This window comes from Pseudomonas sp. MRSN 12121, assembly GCF_000931465.1.
Taxonomy (GTDB): Bacteria; Pseudomonadota; Gammaproteobacteria; order Pseudomonadales; family Pseudomonadaceae; genus Aquipseudomonas.
Map to the genome: position 1 here is coordinate 2,623,121 of NZ_CP010892.1, position 15,975 is coordinate 2,639,095.

12 protein-coding genes are annotated in these 15,975 nt (G+C 65.2%); 7 read left to right on the forward strand and 5 right to left on the reverse strand.

Going from position 1 to position 15,975, the window contains the following annotated elements; genetic code table 11:
• Window positions 1-55: 55 nt before the first annotated feature.
• The 3 genes from TO66_RS12125 to TO66_RS12135 all read right to left on the reverse strand — a co-directional run bounded on the left by TO66_RS12125 (window position 56) and on the right by TO66_RS12135 (window position 3,715).
• A complete protein-coding gene (locus TO66_RS12125; protein ID WP_044462537.1) occupies window positions 56-1,420 on the reverse strand; it encodes a glutamine synthetase family protein in 1,365 nt (454 codons plus the stop codon).
• A 471-nt stretch (window positions 1,421-1,891) separates the two neighbouring features.
• Window positions 1,892-2,551 carry an isoprenylcysteine carboxylmethyltransferase family protein gene (locus tag TO66_RS12130; RefSeq protein ID WP_044462538.1) on the reverse strand — a complete coding sequence of 220 codons (660 nt, stop codon included), beginning with the start codon at window positions 2,549-2,551 and terminating at the stop codon, window positions 1,892-1,894.
• A gap of 261 nt (window positions 2,552-2,812) precedes the next feature.
• Window positions 2,813-3,715 carry a LysR family transcriptional regulator gene (locus tag TO66_RS12135; RefSeq protein ID WP_044462539.1) on the reverse strand — a complete coding sequence of 301 codons (903 nt, stop codon included), beginning with the start codon at window positions 3,713-3,715 and terminating at the stop codon, window positions 2,813-2,815.
• A gap of 172 nt (window positions 3,716-3,887) precedes the next feature.
• Between TO66_RS12135 and TO66_RS12140 the strand changes: the two genes are divergently transcribed.
• From TO66_RS12140 to TO66_RS12150, 3 genes are all read left to right on the forward strand, one after another.
• On the forward strand, window positions 3,888-4,532 hold the full coding sequence (locus TO66_RS12140) for a hydrolase (RefSeq protein WP_044462540.1): 645 nt from the start codon (window positions 3,888-3,890) through the stop codon (window positions 4,530-4,532).
• A 70-nt stretch (window positions 4,533-4,602) separates the two neighbouring features.
• Window positions 4,603-5,181 carry an antibiotic biosynthesis monooxygenase gene (locus tag TO66_RS12145; RefSeq protein WP_044462541.1) on the forward strand — a complete coding sequence of 193 codons (579 nt, stop codon included), beginning with the start codon at window positions 4,603-4,605 and terminating at the stop codon, window positions 5,179-5,181.
• A gap of 45 nt (window positions 5,182-5,226) precedes the next feature.
• Window positions 5,227-7,074, forward strand: a complete 1,848-nt coding sequence (locus TO66_RS12150) for an amidohydrolase (RefSeq protein WP_044462542.1) — start codon at window positions 5,227-5,229, stop codon at window positions 7,072-7,074.
• A gap of 228 nt (window positions 7,075-7,302) precedes the next feature.
• On the opposite strand, the gene TO66_RS12155 is transcribed toward TO66_RS12150, so the two are convergent.
• The gene (locus tag TO66_RS12155; protein WP_044462543.1) at window positions 7,303-7,632 is read right to left on the reverse strand and encodes a hypothetical protein; all 330 of its coding nucleotides are present in this window, start codon (window positions 7,630-7,632) and stop codon (window positions 7,303-7,305) included.
• 581 nt (window positions 7,633-8,213) lie between these two features.
• On the opposite strand from TO66_RS12155, the gene TO66_RS12160 reads away from it, so the two are divergent.
• Complete coding sequence (locus TO66_RS12160; RefSeq protein WP_177330435.1) at window positions 8,214-10,574, forward strand: DNA polymerase II; 2,361 nt, start codon at window positions 8,214-8,216, stop codon at window positions 10,572-10,574.
• Window positions 10,575-10,746: 172 nt separating this feature from the next.
• Here the strand turns inward: TO66_RS12160 and TO66_RS12165 are convergent, their stop codons facing one another.
• Window positions 10,747-11,043, reverse strand: coding sequence for a hypothetical protein (locus tag TO66_RS12165; protein WP_044462545.1), 297 nt, complete (start codon window positions 11,041-11,043; stop codon window positions 10,747-10,749).
• Window positions 11,044-11,324: 281 nt separating this feature from the next.
• Here TO66_RS12165 and TO66_RS12170 point away from each other — a divergent pair, with 281 nt between their 5' ends.
• From TO66_RS12170 to TO66_RS12180, 3 genes are all read left to right on the forward strand, one after another.
• Window positions 11,325-12,758 (forward strand): serralysin family metalloprotease, encoded by a 1,434-nt coding sequence (locus TO66_RS12170; protein WP_044462546.1) that lies wholly within the window; start codon window positions 11,325-11,327, stop codon window positions 12,756-12,758.
• Window positions 12,759-12,915: 157 nt separating this feature from the next.
• Complete coding sequence (locus tag TO66_RS12175; RefSeq protein WP_044462547.1) at window positions 12,916-14,610, forward strand: DUF2599 domain-containing protein; 1,695 nt, start codon at window positions 12,916-12,918, stop codon at window positions 14,608-14,610.
• Window positions 14,611-14,667: 57 nt separating this feature from the next.
• On the forward strand, window positions 14,668-15,906 hold the full coding sequence (locus TO66_RS12180; RefSeq protein WP_044462548.1) for a DUF2599 domain-containing protein: 1,239 nt from the start codon (window positions 14,668-14,670) through the stop codon (window positions 15,904-15,906).
• The last annotated feature ends 69 nt before the right edge of the window (window positions 15,907-15,975 follow it).

Below are 15,975 nucleotides of genomic sequence, written 5' to 3' on the forward strand. Positions count from 1 at the left end.
GGGCTGTTCTCGAATGTTCATGAAGGGGGCCGGCACCCTGGTGCCGGCCAGCGCGTCACGCCTGGGTCAGGTACCAGCGCCAGTCCTGTTCGCCGACTTCGGCCATGAACTGGCGGTACTCGGCGCGCTTGACCGCCAGGTAGACCCCGAGGAATTCGCTGCCCAGCGCCTCGCGGGCCCAGGCCGAATGCTCCAGCGCCGTCAGCGAGGTCAGCCAGTCGGTGGGCAGCAGTGTGCTGGCCTGGGCATAGCCGTTGCCCTGCACCGGGTCGCCCGGGTCGAGCTGTTCGCGCACACCGCGCAGGATCCCGGCGAGAATCGCCGCGGCGGCCAGATAGGGGTTAGCGTCGGCGCCGCAGATGCGGTGTTCGATATGCCGGCTGTTGGCCGGACCGCCGGGGACGCGCAGGCTCACGGTGCGGTTGTCGACGCCCCAGGTCGGCGCCAGCGGCGCGTAGCTGTTGGCCTGGAAGCGCCGGTAGGAGTTGGCGTTGGGGCAGAACAGCAGCAGCGAGTCGAGCAGCGAGGCGAGCATGCCGCCCACCGCCTGGCGCAGCAGCGGGGTGCCGGCCGGGTCTTCGGCGGCGAACAGGTTGCGGCCCGCGGCGTCGGCGAGGCTCACATGCATGTGCATGCCGGTGCCCGCCAGGTCATCGAAGGGCTTGGCCATGAAGGTCGCCTGCATCCCGTGCTGGTGGGCCACCGCCTTGACCAGGCGCTTGTAGCGCACCGCCTGGTCCATGGCCTCCAGGGCATCGCCGTGTTCCAGGGTGATTTCCACCTGGCCCGGGGCGTATTCGGAAATCGCCGTGCGCGCCGGAATGCCTTGCAGCTTGCAGGCGGCGTAGAGGTCGGCGAGGAACGGCTCGATCTGCTCCAACTCGCGCAGGCCGTAGACCTGGGTCTGGCGCGGTCGGCCGCCGTCGGCGTCCAGCGCCGGTTGCGGGCGGCCGTTGCCGTCGCGCTGGGCATCGAGCAGGTAGAACTCCAGTTCGCAGGCCATCACCGGGTGGTAACCCTCGGCCTTGAGCTGCTCGATGACCCTGATCAACAGGTGGCGCGGGTCGGCGATGCTGGCGGGCAGGCCTTGCTGCGGGTGCATGCTGACCTGCACCGCGGCGGTGGGGATTTTCCGCCACGGCAGGCGCACCAGGCTGCCGGCCAGGGGGTAGGCGCGGCAGTCGATATCGCCGACGTCCCAGACCAGCCCTGAATTCTCCACGTCGTCGCCGCCGAGGGTCAGGCCGAGGATGGTGCTGGGCAGCGGCCGGCCGCTTTCGTACACCGCCAGCAGTTCCTCGCGGTGCAACAGCTTGCCGCGGGGTACGCCGTTGGCGTCGAGGATGAACAGCTCGATCATGTCGATATCGGGGTTGGCGGCCAGGAAACCACGGGCCTCGTCAAGGGTTGCAAAATTCACGGTGCTCTCTCGCTTGCGCCCATTGGGCGCGCAGGTTCGGTTCACGCAACGGCGCCGCGGGGGCCCGGTTGCAATGGCAGGAATCGAGTGGGGGAAGCATGCCGCGCAGGAGTGCGCGGTCAGGCAAGCGAGAGATCCGGAGGGCGCGAGGAATGACGCAAACGGGAGCGGCACAGGGCCATGGGCAGGTTGACCAGCAGTTTCATCGCTGGCCCTCGCGATGCCCGTGGAGATCGCCGCGGGCCGGGTGTCTTTCCATGCCGTCGCGCAGGCGGCCGCACGGGGCGAGGGCGCATGTCTGGCGGGATGGGCAAGCACACAGGGCGTTCATTGGCCGGTGGGTCTCGTCAAGAATTCACGGACATATCGTGCAAGTGAGGTTCACCGTTTTACCGGGACTGGCCGGCGCTGCCAAGGGGCGTGTCAAAAAATAATTGACGCGGCGCCCTCGGCGCACCCCGGGTAAAACCCTCAATAGATCCACGGCACCAGGCGCCAGGTATAGGCCCGGTAGGTGTCGTATTGCTTGCCGAACTCCTTGTGCAGCAACGCCTCTTCGGCGTGGATGCGGGCGATCAGCGGGACCAGCATCAGCGCGGTCAGCAGCAGGCCGACCCCGGAGCGGAAGGCCAGTGACCAGCCGACGCAGTTGATCAGCAGCCCCAGGTAACTCGGGTTGCGCAGGGTGCCGTAGATGCCGGTGGTCACCAGCCGATGGCCGGGCTGGATCGCCACCAGGCCACTGAAACGCTGGCCCAGCACGAACACCGGCCACAGCCGCAGGATGCCGCCGCCGATGAACAACACCACGCCCAGCCAGCGCACGTCGGCGCCGCCGAAGGTCCAGATATGCAGGCGGTCGGTGTAGGCGGGAAGAAACGCCAGCAACAGCCCGAGAATGCCGAAGGCCGCCAGCACCCAGCGGTTGTCGCGGTCTTCGCGTTTGCCGGGGCTCAGGTTGCCTTCGCTGAACAGCGCCACGCCGGTCATCACCAGTAGGGAAAGGGCGATGATCCACAACGCCGGATGGGAGAAGAAGGCTCGCGGTCCGCCGCTGCCGAGGATAGCCAGGCCCAGATAGACGAGGGTGCCGACCAGGCCGAAGGCCGCCAGTTTGGGAGAAGTGCGCATGAGGAACCCTCACGAATGCCAGGGGGTATGCCTTCAGTGTAGGACCATCGCCGGGGACATCCCCTGTCACCCGCGGCACTTCGTCGTCCGCCCTGTAGCCGCTGCCGAGCGCAGCGAGGCTGCGATCGGCCCGCAGGGCCGCTAAACCTGACGCCTCGTCGGGTCTGGGGAAACGCGGTGTCTGCCTGGCGAGTCCTTCGGCCTCGATCGCAGCCTCGCTGCGCTCGGCAGCGGCTACAGGGCGGCGACAAGGGTTGTGCCTTATGGCTGCACTGGTGGTTTTTCCGCCAGGTGGGCGATCAGGAAGTCGATGAACGCGCGGGTCTTCTGTGGCACGCGGCGGGCGGACGGGTACACCGCGTGGATGCTGATCGGCGGCGCCTGCCATTCGCACAGCACCGGCACTAGGCGCCCCGCGCCCAGGGCCTCGGCGACGATGAAGTCCGGCAGCAGGGCGATGCCCATCCCGGCCTCGGCGGCCTGGGCCAGCAGGTCGCCGTTGTTGGCGTGCAGCGGGCCGGTGACATGCACGCGCTGGGTGTCCTTGCCGTTGCTCAGTTGCAGGCTGACGCCGCTTTGCAGGTAGCCGTAGTTGAGGCACTGGTGGGCGGCCAGGTCGCGGGGCGTCTGCGGGGTGCCGGCGCGCTCCAGGTACGCCGGCGCGGCCACCATGATCCGCGGGGCCGGGGCCAGCAGCCTGGCGACCATCGAGGAGTCGGCCAGGCTGGCGATGCGGATGGTCACGTCGAAGCCGCCGCGCACCGGGTCCACCTGCTGGTCGCTGAGCACCAGCTGCAACTCGATGTTCGGCTGCTGCTCATGGAACAGCGGCACCAACGGCCCCAGGCAGCGCAGGCCGAAGGACATCGGCGCGTTGACCCGCAGCACCCCGCGCAATTCGCCGATGCCGTCCCGCGCCCGCTGTTCGGCCTCGTCCACCGAGGCCAGGACTTCCCGGGCCGATTCGTAGTATTCCGCGCCGGCTTCGGTCAGGTGCAGGCTGCGGGTGGTGCGTTGCAGCAGTTGCACGCCGATGGCGTCTTCCAGGGCCTGGATCTGCTTGCTGACTTTCGAGCGCGGTACGTCCATGGCCCGGGCCGCGGCGGCGAAGCCGTTGGCATCGACCGTGACCACAAAGGCGCGCATGCATTCGAGGCGATCCATAATTGTCCCTTTTTTAGAATCAATGATTCTCGATTTTAGGTAATTGTCCCTTTTCTATCCAGTCCTTAAATTAGCCACCAAGCCGGCAGCAAAGCCCTCCGAAACGGAACCCGCGCCGAGCCCCGAATCAGCTTTCAACTCATTCAGCTCTCGACTACGAAAGGAACGCGCCATGTCTATCCGTGAACTGCTCAACCCGACCAACTCCGCCCTGATCCTGATCGACCACCAGCCACAGATGTCCTTCGGCGTGCAGTCGATCGATCGCCAGACACTGAAGAACAACACCGTGGGCCTGGCCAAGTCGGCGAAGATCTTCAACGTGCCGACCATCTTCACTTCGGTGGAAACCGAAAGCTTCAGCGGTTACATCTGGCCGGAACTGCTCGGCGTATTCCCCGACCATCAGCCGATCGAGCGCACCTCGATGAACTCCTGGGAAGACAAGAAACTGGTGGACGCGGTGAAGGCCACCGGACGCAAGAAGCTGATCATGGCCGCGCTGTGGACCGAGGTCTGCCTGACCTTCCCGGCCCTGGAAGCCCTGGCCGAAGGCTACGAGGTGTACATCGTCACCGACGCTTCCGGCGGCACCACCCAGGAAGCCCATGACATGTCGGTGCAGCGCATGATCCAGGCCGGCGCGGTGCCGGTGACCTGGCAGCAGGTCCTGCTCGAGTTCCAGCGCGACTGGGCGCACAAGGACACCTACGACGCGGTGATGGACCTGGTGCGCGAGCACAGCGGCGCCTACGGCATGGGCGTGGACTACGCCTACACCATGGTGCACAAGGCGCCGCAGCGTCAGGTCAAGTAAGCGGCGGTCGGCGGGCGCTCCGGGGAGCGCCCGCTAGACTTTTCCTCTCTGTACGACATGGAGCCGGCTCATGAATCTCGAACTTTCCGACGGCGTGGTCACCCTGCTGGTGCGGCACCGGGTCAAGGCGGGCCAGGACCAGGCCTATGAAGCCTGGCTGCGGCGGATCGTCGGTGTCGCCCGCACGTACCCGGGGCACCTGGGGATCGATGTGGTGCGCGGGCACAGCGGCGGCCTGGCGCTGTTCACCAGCGTGCTGCGCTTTGCCAGCACCGAGCAGTTGCAGCAGTGGCTCGATTCCGCCGACCGCCGCGACCTGGTGGCGCAGGCCCAGCCGATGCTGGCCGATGGCGACCAGACTGAAATCAACGCCGATCGCGAATTCTGGTTCACCCCCAATGAAGCCGGCGCCCCGGCCCAGCCCCCGCGCTGGAAGCAGGCCTGCGTGACCTTCCTGGTGATCCTGCCGCTGAGCCTGCTGGTGCCGGCCCTGTGGCAACCGCTGTTCGCCCGCTGGCCATGGTTCGGGGGGTATCTGCAAGCCAACGTGTTGATCACCCTGAGCATCGTGCTGCTGGTGGTCTATGTCTTCATGCCGCGGGCGACCCGCCTGTTCAGCCGCTGGCTGCAACCGCGCAACCCGGCCTGAGCGGCCCTTGCGGGCCGTACTTTTTTGACGATAAGGAGCACTGTCATGAGCAACGCCTTTGCCGATCTGATCCTGCACAACGGCCGCCTGCACACGGTCGACCGGGCCCGGCCGACGGCCAGCGCGGTGGCCATCAAGGACGGTCGCTTCATCGCCGTAGGCACCGACGCCGAGGCCATGGCCCTGCGCGGCAGCGCCACCCAGGTCATCGACCTCAAGGGGCGCACGGTGATTCCCGGCCTCAACGACTCGCACCTGCACCTGATCCGCGGCGGCCTGAACTACAACCTGGAGCTGCGCTGGGAGGGCGTGCCGTCCCTGGCCGATGCGCTGCGCATGCTCAAGGAGCAGGCCGACCGCACGCCGACTCCGCAGTGGGTGCGGGTGGTCGGCGGCTGGAACGAATTCCAGTTCGCCGAAAAACGCATGCCGACCCTGGAGGAGTTGAACCAGGCGGCGCCGGACACCCCGGTGTTCGTCCTGCACCTCTATGACCGCGCCTTGCTCAACCGCGCCGCGCTGCGGGTCGCCGGTTACACCCGCAACACGCCGAATCCGCCGGGCGGCGAGATCGTCCGCGACAGCAACGGCGAGCCCACCGGCATGCTGGTAGCGCGGCCCAACGCGATGATCCTGTACTCGACCCTGGCCAAGGGGCCGAAGCTGCCGCTGGAATACCAGGTCAACTCGACCCGCCAGTTCATGCGCGAGCTCAATCGCCTGGGGCTGACCAGCGCCATCGACGCCGGCGGCGGTTTCCAGAACTACCCGGACGACTACGCGGTGATCGAGCAACTGGCGCGCGAGCAGCAGTTGACGGTGCGCATCGCCTACAACCTGTTCACCCAGAAGCCCAAGGAAGAACTCACCGACTTCAAGAACTGGACCGGCAGCGTCAAGCTGCACCAGGGCGACGATTTCCTGCGTCACAACGGCGCCGGGGAAATGCTGGTGTTCTCCGCCGCCGACTTCGAGGACTTCCTCGAACCGCGTCCGGACCTGCCGCAGACCATGGAGCAGGAACTGGAGCCGGTGGTGCGGCACTTGGTGGAACAGCGCTGGCCGTTCCGCCTGCACGCCACGTACGACGAGTCGATCTCGCGCATGCTCGACGTGTTCGAGAAGGTCAACCGCGACATTCCATTCAACGGCCTGCCGTGGTTCTTCGACCATGCCGAAACCATCAGCCCGAAAAACATCGAGCGGGTGCGGGCGCTGGGCGGCGGCATCGCGATCCAGGATCGCATGGCGTTCCAGGGCGAATACTTCGTCGACCGCTACGGCGCCAAGGCCGCCGAACAGACCCCGCCGATCCAGCGCATGCTCGCCGAAGGCGTGCCGGTGGGGGCGGGCACCGACGCCACCCGGGTCTCCAGCTACAACCCCTGGACCTCGCTGTACTGGATGGTCAGCGGCAAGACCGTGGGCGGCCTGGCGCTGCATGCCGAAGGCCTGCCGCGGCTGACCGCGCTGGAACTGTTCACCCATGGCAGCGCCTGGTTCTCCTCGGAGCAGGGCAAGAAGGGCCAGATCAAGGTCGGCCAGCTGGCGGACCTGGCGGCGCTGTCGGCGGACTTCTTCAGTGTCGAGGAAGAAGCCATCAAGTGGATCGAGTCGGTGCTGACCGTGGTCGACGGCAAGGTGGTGTACGCCGCCGACGATTTCTCCAAGCTCGCGCCGCCTTCGGTGCCGGTGCTGCCGGACTGGTCGCCGGTGGTCAAGGTCCCCGGGCATTGGCGCCCGAGCTCGCCGCTGGTGGCCCAGGTGCACCAGTGCAGCGGCCCGTGCGCGGTGCACTCCCACAGCCACGAGCGCGCGCGCCTGTCGAATGTGCCGGTCAGCGACTTCCAGGGGTTCTGGGGGGCGTTTGGTTGTTCGTGCTTCGCCTTTTGATTCGGAGGTGGCTGCATCGCGGGCAAGTCGGATCGCCGCCCGCTCGCTCCTACAAAATCAACACCGTTCCTGTAGGAGCGCAGCTTGCGCGCGATGAACGATAATGCGGTCTTTCAGAAATACTCCATTGTTCGAAGAGTCGGAAAGTTGCAATTAAAAAAGGGGCGCTCTTATCAAGAGCGCCCCTTTTATTCAACGGCTCGAAACTTCGTTAACGACACGTTGTACTTAGCAGAACCGATCGATCACCCGAACTTCCGACTTGTTCTGCAACGACTGCCATTCATCTTTCAGGGTCGCGAGCACCCGTCCGATGAAGTCCTTGTCGGCGGCGGCCTTCTTGCCGACGTAGCCCTGGCCGCGACGGTACATTTTCAGGCGGGCCAGCAGGTCCCGGTTGTTCTGGTCGAACGCTTCTTCATGGGCGTGGGGCGACAGGCAATCGATATGGACCTGGCCAGACTTGGCAATCCACAGGATATGGCTGTCATGGCTGTCTTTCTGTTTGGCGAACAGATGAGCCAGTTCATCGATAGTGGGATGATTATTCAGATTCATTGTTAAGCCCCTTGACCATTTCGATCTATCTGGTTGAGTCGCTAATTGATATCGCTACATCGGTAAGTTGAACCCTGATACCGGAAACAGGGCGACAGAGGGTGTCTGTCGGATACAGATAAGGCCCAGAGCCTGATGCGTTGTAGTTGTCTTGATTAACTGCTACGCAATAGCGTCACAACGAAGAGAAGCAGCGTAAACCTGGATCAAGCCGCCGAAGTTTTCAGTTTCGGCCACAAGCATCTTGAGGAGTTTTCGCCAGCTTCCCGCCCTTTGTACTGGACGTTCATGCCAGGTCAGTTTCATCAATCTGCCTTGTGGGCAGTACACATCCGGGTTAACAGCTCGGCGGTCAGACGAGCTTGCTCATAACACCTTTGCCATGTCTCCCGATCGGGGAGACGTCTGCATCATGCAAGGGCGAAATCGCCTCGTCAACGGTTTTGTAGTGAAAATTTTCACTCACTACATTTTGTCCGACAAAACTTTTCGACGTATCCCCGCAGGCGCGTCTGGACGCGCGGTCGGCTGCGAGGGCAGGTAGAATCAAGGCCTTGAAACGGCTTCTTGAGGTTGCAGTGGTGGATTTACAGCAGGGGTTCGTCCTGACCCGGCATTGGCGCGATACGCCGGCAGGCACGGAAGTCGAGTTCTGGTTGGCGACCGATGCCGGGCCACGGCAGATCCGCTTGCCGTTGCAGACCTCCGTGGCCTTCGTGCCGGCCGCGCAGCAGGAGCACGCGCGGCGCCTGCTGGCCGACGACCCCGATGCCGAGCTGCGCCCGCTGGGCCTGTGCGATTTCCAGCACCGCCCGGTGCTCGGCCTGTACTGCCCGCAGCACAACCAGCTGATCCGCCTCGACAAGACCCTGCGCCGCGCCGGTGTCGAGGTGTTCGAGGCCGATGTGCGGCCGCCCGAACGCTACCTGATGGAGCGCTTCATCACCGCGCCGGTGTGGTTCGGCGGCACGCCGGGCGAGGGCGGGATCCTGCTGGGCGCGCAGATGAAACCGGCGCCGGACTACCGGCCGGCGCTGAAGCTGGTGTCGCTGGATATCGAGACCAGCGAGACCGGCGAGCTGTATTCCATCGCCCTGGAGGGCTGCGGCCAGCGCCAGGTGTACATGCTTGGCCGGGCGCGCGAAGACGACAGCCCGGTGGACTTCGACCTGGAGTTCTGCGCCAGCCGCGAGCAGTTGCTGGAGCGGCTCAACCAGTGGCTGGCGCAGCACGATCCGGACGCGATCATCGGCTGGAACCTGGTGCAGTTCGACCTGCGCGTGCTGCACGAACACGCTCGCCGCCTGGCAGTGCCGTTGCGCCTGGGACGCGGCGGCGAGGAAATGCACTGGCGCGAGCACGGCAGCCGCACCCACTATTTCGCCTCGGCCGCCGGCCGCCTGATCATCGACGGCATCGAGGCCCTGCGCTCGGCGACCTGGAGCTTCCCTTCGTTCAGCCTGGAAAACGTCGCCCAGACCCTGCTCGGCGAAGGCAAGTCGATCGACAACCCCTACCAGCGCATGGACGAGATCAACCGCATGTTCGCCGAGGACAAGCCCGCCCTGGCGCGCTACAACCTCAAGGACTGCGAACTGGTGACGCGGATTTTCGCCAGGACCGAGCTGCTCACCTTCCTCCTGGAGCGGGCCACGGTCACCGGCCTGCCGGCCGATCGTAGCGGCGGTTCGGTGGCGGCCTTCACCCACCTGTACATGCCGCTGATGCACCGCCAGGGCTTCGTTGCGCCGAACCTCGGCGAGAAGCCGCCCGAGGCCAGCCCCGGCGGTTTTGTCATGGACTCGCGGCCCGGCCTCTACGAGTCGGTGCTGGTGCTGGACTACAAGAGCCTGTATCCCTCCATCATCCGCAGTTTCCTGATCGATCCGGTGGGGTTGGTGGAAGGCTTGCGCCACCCCGCGGACGACGAGTCGGTGCCGGGGTTTCGCGGCGCGCGGTTTTCCCGCAGCCGGCATTGCCTGCCGTCGATCGTCGCGCGGGTCGCCGAGGGCCGCGAGGTGGCCAAGCGCGAACACAACGCGCCGCTGTCCCAGGCCCTGAAAATCATCATGAACGCCTTCTACGGCGTGCTCGGTTCCAGCGGCTGTCGTTTCTTCGATCCGCGCCTGGCGTCGTCGATCACCCTGCGCGGCCACGAGATCATGCGCCGTACCCGCCAGCTCATCGAAGCGCAGGGCCATACGGTGATCTACGGCGACACCGACTCGACCTTCGTCTGGCTCGGCCGCCCGCACACCGAGGCGGACGCCGCGCGTATCGGCCGCGCGCTGGTACAACAGGTCAACCAGTGGTGGCGCGAGCACCTGCGTGACGAATACGGGCTGGAAAGCGCCCTGGAGCTGCAGTTCGAAACCCACTTCAGCCGCTTCCTGATGCCGACCATCCGGGGCGCGGAGGAGGGCAGCAAGAAGCGCTACGCCGGCCTGGTGACCCGCCCCGACGGTAGCCAGGAAATGGTCTACAAGGGCCTGGAAGCGGTGCGTACCGACTGGTCGCCGCTGGCCCAGCAGTTCCAGCAGGAGCTGTACCGGCGGATCTTCCACCGCCAGCCGTACCAGGACTATGTGCGCGACTACGTGCGGCGCACCCTGGACGGGGAACTGGACGAACTGCTGGTGTACCGCAAGCGCCTGCGCCGGCAACTGGACGACTACGAACGCAACGTGCCACCCCATGTGCGCGCCGCACGCCTGGCCGACGAATACAACCAGCGCCAGGGCCGCTCGCTGCGTTATCAGAATGGCGGCTGGATCAGCTACGTGATCACCCTGGCCGGCCCCGAGCCCCTGGAAAACCGCACCGCGGCCATCGATTACGACCACTACGTGACCCGCCAGTTGCAGCCGGTGGCGGATGCGATCCTGCCGTTCATGCAGGACGATTTCAGCACCCTGGTCGGTGGGCAGATGGGGCTGTTCTAGAAGGTCGTAGCCGCTGCCGAGCGCAGCGAGGCTGCGATCGGCCCGCAGGGCCGCTAAACCTGGCACCTCGTTGGATCTGGGGAAACGCGGGGCTGTTGGCGAGTCCTTCGGCCTCGATCGCAGCCTCGCTGCGCTCGGCAGCGGCTACAGGCGGCTACAGATGGCTATGGGCTCAGTCGTCCACTGAGGTGCAGAGGCCGCTGGCGCCTTGCTTGCCGGTGTAGGTCACGACCACCGAATCGTCATCCTCCACGCTGATGGATACCGTGATCCCCGCGCCCTTGGCTTCGAAATAGCGTTCGTTGACGGTCTTGGTCTGCGCGGGCTTGCCGTTGATGAACACCGGGCCGCCCTGGTCGGCGCTGACCGGGATATTGCCCGGGCAATCGACATTGAACAGCGGGATGCCTTCGGCGTGGGCGGCGCTGCCGAGGATGGCCAGGACACAGCCGAGGAGGATTTTTTTCATTACAAACTCCTTCAAAAAAACAGCGAGAGGCGGGGGGCGACAACGTGCCCCGATTGCGCTGAAGCTTAGCGTATAGCGCACCCGAGCAGGATTGCGAAGACCGATGCTGGTGCTTCGCGATGGCCCTTTGGACGTATTGTCGGACAATAAAAAACGTGGACGCCGCGCCAACGCCTGTGTCAGTTTTTCTGCGCCTTGAATAGGGCGAGTGATAGGACGATCTCGCTAACAGGTCGCCGTGGTCTATCGGAAATTTTCAGCGTTGAACAAGGATGTAAGTCATGTCAAAAGCCAAAGAAAATGCCGGTTTTTCGGCAGCTCCAGGCAGCAATGCCTATCAACTGATCACCGCCTTCAGCCATGCCTATGACCGTGGCGGCGTGGAGCTGGTCAACGGCAAGCCGTCGTACACCGCCGAGCAGGCCGCCGAGCAGATCCTGCGCAAGGGCCTGTCCTGGCACGACCAGGACGGCAGCGGCAAAGTCGAACTCAGCTACAGCTTCATGACCAGCAAGCCGGCCAACTACAACCCGAACCTGGGCACCTTCAGCGAGTTCAGCGCGCTGCAGAAAGCCCAGGCGTTCCTGGCCCTGCAATCCTGGTCGGACGTGGCCAACCTGAGCTTCACCGAAGCGGCGAGCGGCGGCGACGGCCACCTCAGTTTCGGCAACTACAACGTCAGCACCGGTGGGGCGGCCTTTGCCTACCTGCCTTCGGGCAGCAGCTACGACGGCCAGTCCTGGTACCTGATCAACGACCAGTACCGGGTCAATGAAACCCCGGGCAACGGCAACTACGGCCGCCAGACCCTGACCCACGAAATCGGCCACAGCCTGGGCCTGTCCCATCCGGGCGCCTACAACGCCGGGAACGGCAACCCGACCTACAAGGATGCGTCCTACGCCCAGGACACCCGCGGCTACAGCCTGATGAGCTACTGGAGCGAGAGCAACACCGGGCAGAACTTCAGCAAGGACGGCGGTGGCGCCTACGCGTCGGCGCCGTTGATGGACGACATCGTCGCGGTGCAGAAACTCTACGGCGCCAACCATGAGACCCGTGCCGACGACACTGTGTACGGCTTCAACTCCAACACCGGGCGCGACTTCTACAGCGCCAGCTCGGCGGCTTCCAAGCTGGTGTTCTCGGTGTGGGACGGTGGCGGCAACGACACCCTGGACTTCTCCGGCTTTACCCAGAACCAGAAGATCAACCTCAACGAAGGCTCGTTCTCCGACGTCGGCGGCCTGGTGGGCAACGTCTCGGTCGCCTTGGGCGTGACCCTGGAAAACGCCATCGGCGGTTCGGGCAACGACCTGCTGATCGGCAACGCTGCAGCCAACATCCTCGAGGGCGGTGCCGGCAACGATATCCTCTACGGCGGTGGCGGTGGCGACAGCCTGTGGGGCGGTGCCGGGGCGGACACATTCGTGTTCGGCGCGGCTTCCGACTCGACCTTCGACGCCCCCGACTGGATCATGGATTTCACCAGCGGCCAGGACAAGATCGACCTCAGCGGCCTCGCGCCGTTCGCCTCGGGGCAGGCGACCCTGAACTTCGTCAGCGGCTTCACCGGCCATGCCGGCGACGCGATCCTGACCTACTACGCCGAGACCGACCAGACCAGCCTGCTGGTCGACCTCACAGGCCTTGGTGCGGTGGACTTCGCGGTAGGCACCGTCGGCCAGGCGGTGGCCACCGATATCGTCGCCTGATTGCCAGCTACGGAAGCGGCGCGTCCTGCGCCGCTTTTTTTTGCCCAGCCTGCGGCGGTTCCCCCCCTGAGCGCGAACGCTCTCCCGAGCGGCATTTTTTCAGCCTTGGTCTAGGCTCCTCGTCAGATAAATCCTGGCAGCGACAAGGAGGTCGCCCATGCTCGCCGTTCGTGCGTCTTTTTTTCTGGCCCTGACCCTGACCTTGCCCCTGGCGTGCAGCGTGCAGGCCGCCCAACCCCTCGATCCGCTGGACACCCTCAACCGTATCAACCGCAACTACAACACCCTCAAGGATGCCTGCCGGGAGCCCGACACCGGGGCCGCGCGCGGCCATTACTACTGCAGCGGGGTTACCCTGCGCATGGTCAACGATGGGCCCTTCAACCCCTGGGACTACAGCCCCTACGCGATCAAGATCGGCGCGACGTCCTACTCCTGGATCCGCAAGGACCTGAGCACCAAGATCCTCATCCACCCGGCCGGTTTCATCCTGCGCACGCCCACCGACGCGGCGGCCCTCGGCCTGCCGGTCAAGGAGCAGGGCTGGACCTGCATCTACGCCTTCGATGGCGGCACCGGGCCGGAGCGCAAGTGGTACGGCTGCGGCTTCTTCGACAGCCGCGAACCGCCGCGCGCGGCCCAGGCGGTGATGACCAACCGCAACGCCGCACTGGCCTATGGCACCTGCGCGGAGGCGGGGGTGAGTACCGCCGAGCAGTGGACGCAGAAATACACCGGCCTGTTGAAGGGCCCGATCCAGTACAGCCAGTGCTCCTGGAACGCCGAGAAACCCAGCGACTGGAACGCCATGATCCGCGTCCACGAATCGCGGACGAACACCACCAACAAGGACCCCTTCGCCTACAGCGCCCAGGTCAACGAGTTCATGTTGAAGAACGCCTCGGCGAGCAACGATGGCAGCGAGAACATGAAGTACATCGATGCCTTCATCTACAACGTCAACAGCACGCACAATTTCGCCACCCGCGGCGACCAGGCGCCGCCGAAACCGGAAGACGGCCTGACCAGCGCGCGCAATTTCCAGAAGAAACTCCAGGCCCGCGGCTACAGCGTGCCGATCCTGCGGCTGGACTTCACCAAGCCGCCGGAGCAGCGCTTCAGCTATGTCGCCGCCGACCAGGCGATCGACCTGGCGAGCGCCGGCGGCGCGCAGCCCGTGCCGGTACAACCGGCGCCGCGCTACATCGCCTCGGCCACCTGGATCGAGCGCCATGACCCCGGCACCGGGAAGAACGAGTGGACCCTCAACGTCACGCCCACCGCCCAGGGCAAGGCGATCCAGGCCAGCGACCAGGACGCCCTGTACCAGGAGCTGTTCGCCCTGCGCGGCGCCGACCGCCAATGGCGCGACCATGAAAAATCCTCCGGCAGCATGCGCCAGCAGCTGAGCTGCCTGGTGCAGAACTACCCGGGCAAGACCGAATGGAACCTGGAACCGTTCCGGCCCACCGTCACGCCGCAGGAAGCGGCCAAGGCCGGCTGCAACCCGGTGCCGGCGCGGGCGCCGCAGTACATCGCGTCCGCCGACTGGGTCAAGCGCTACGACCCCGGCACCCGCCAGGAGGAGTGGACCTTGAGCGTGGTGCCTACCGCCGCCGGGCGGGCCTTGCCCAACGAGCAGGCGGGGGCGCTGTACGAGCAGTTGTTCGCCCTCCGGGGCGCCGACGGCAACTGGCGCGACAACGAGAAATCCGCCGGCAGCATGCGCCAGCAGTTGAACTGCGTGCTGGCCAACTATCGCGGCAAGACGCCGTGGAACCTCGAGCCGTTCAGGCCCGTGCTGTCGGACAGCGAAACCCGTGCCGCGGGCTGCAATCCGGTTCCGCGTTGAGCGGCGGATAGCGGGCAAAGGCAAGTTGTGTATTGGCTAATCAGGGAGATGTACGCCATGAAAAAACGTTTGCACAGGATCGCTCTGTTACTCCTACTGCCGGTGCTTGCGCACACGGCGCTGGCCAGGGCCGAGTCCTGCGAGGAGACGCTGAGGCAGGTGGAAAAGCTCTACAACAATACCGTCGCCAGTTGCGGCAAGGACCCGGCGTCGGACTGCTCCGGCCTGCTGATCAGGGGCACGCACCGCGCCGATCCGGCAAAGGGGCAGCAATGGGATGTGTGGAACCCGAGCCCGAAAGCCAGGGAACTGGGAACGTTCGCCGCGTCCTGGATGCGCGCCGACGGCATCAGTTATGAAGACCCGGGCATGAGCACGCAGAACGGCTACATCATCAAGCCCATCGACCTGGTGCGCGATCCCGAGACGCCGGTGCATGTCTACTGCGCTTTTCCCAACGACGCCTGGACCGACTTTCGCGACGATCGCGGCTGCGGCAACAACAAGAACACCAGCCAGACCGAGGCGGTCTGCCAGGCCATGGTCCCGCCGATCACCAACCCCACGGCCTGGGTCGCGCATTTCACCAAGTTCAACAACAACCGCCAGCAGGACCAGTTGCAATGCGGCTTCAACATGCGCAACCCGATGAGCAGCCAGGATCGGGTCACGGCGTTTCAGAACTTCATGGGGTCGCGGCGCGTCATCAATACCCGCGAGTTCCAGACCCAGACCGAGTTGCGCCTGGGCAATCCGAAAGACGACGAATTGCCGATCCTGGCGTTTTTCTACAGCGACCAGCGCGGCTTGAACGATGCCCTGGCCAACCAGCGCGACTACAAGAACAAGACCGGCAAGGATCGCAACATCGTCAAGATCGACTTCCCGCGGACGCCGAACGGCAAGGCCAGTTTCTCCTGCACCAGCGCGGCGCCGCTGCCTACGCCGCAGTTCTGCGACAAGTACATCGAGTCCAGCAGTTGGGTAAAACGCCCCGATCCGAAGCTCGGGCCCGACACCTGGTCGCTGCAGGTGGTGCCGACCGCCTGTGGCCGGGCGATCAAGGATGACCAGACCGACCGGATGTTCGCCGAGATTTACAACAAGCACAAAAACGACGACCAATGGCGGCAGTACAGCGTCAACGGCGGCTCGTTGCGTCGGCAGATGGTTTGCCATCTGGCGGCCACCTTCGATGGCAAGCCGGTCCGCGACAAGCCCGAGTGGAACCTCGAGCCGGCGCGGCCCTATGTCGACCAGGCCACGGCGGTAGCGCAGCGCTGCAATCCGTACTGACGGCGCTTTTCCGTAGGAGCGCAGCTTGCGCGCGAAGAACGACGACGCGCTGCACCAGGCATTTCGCGG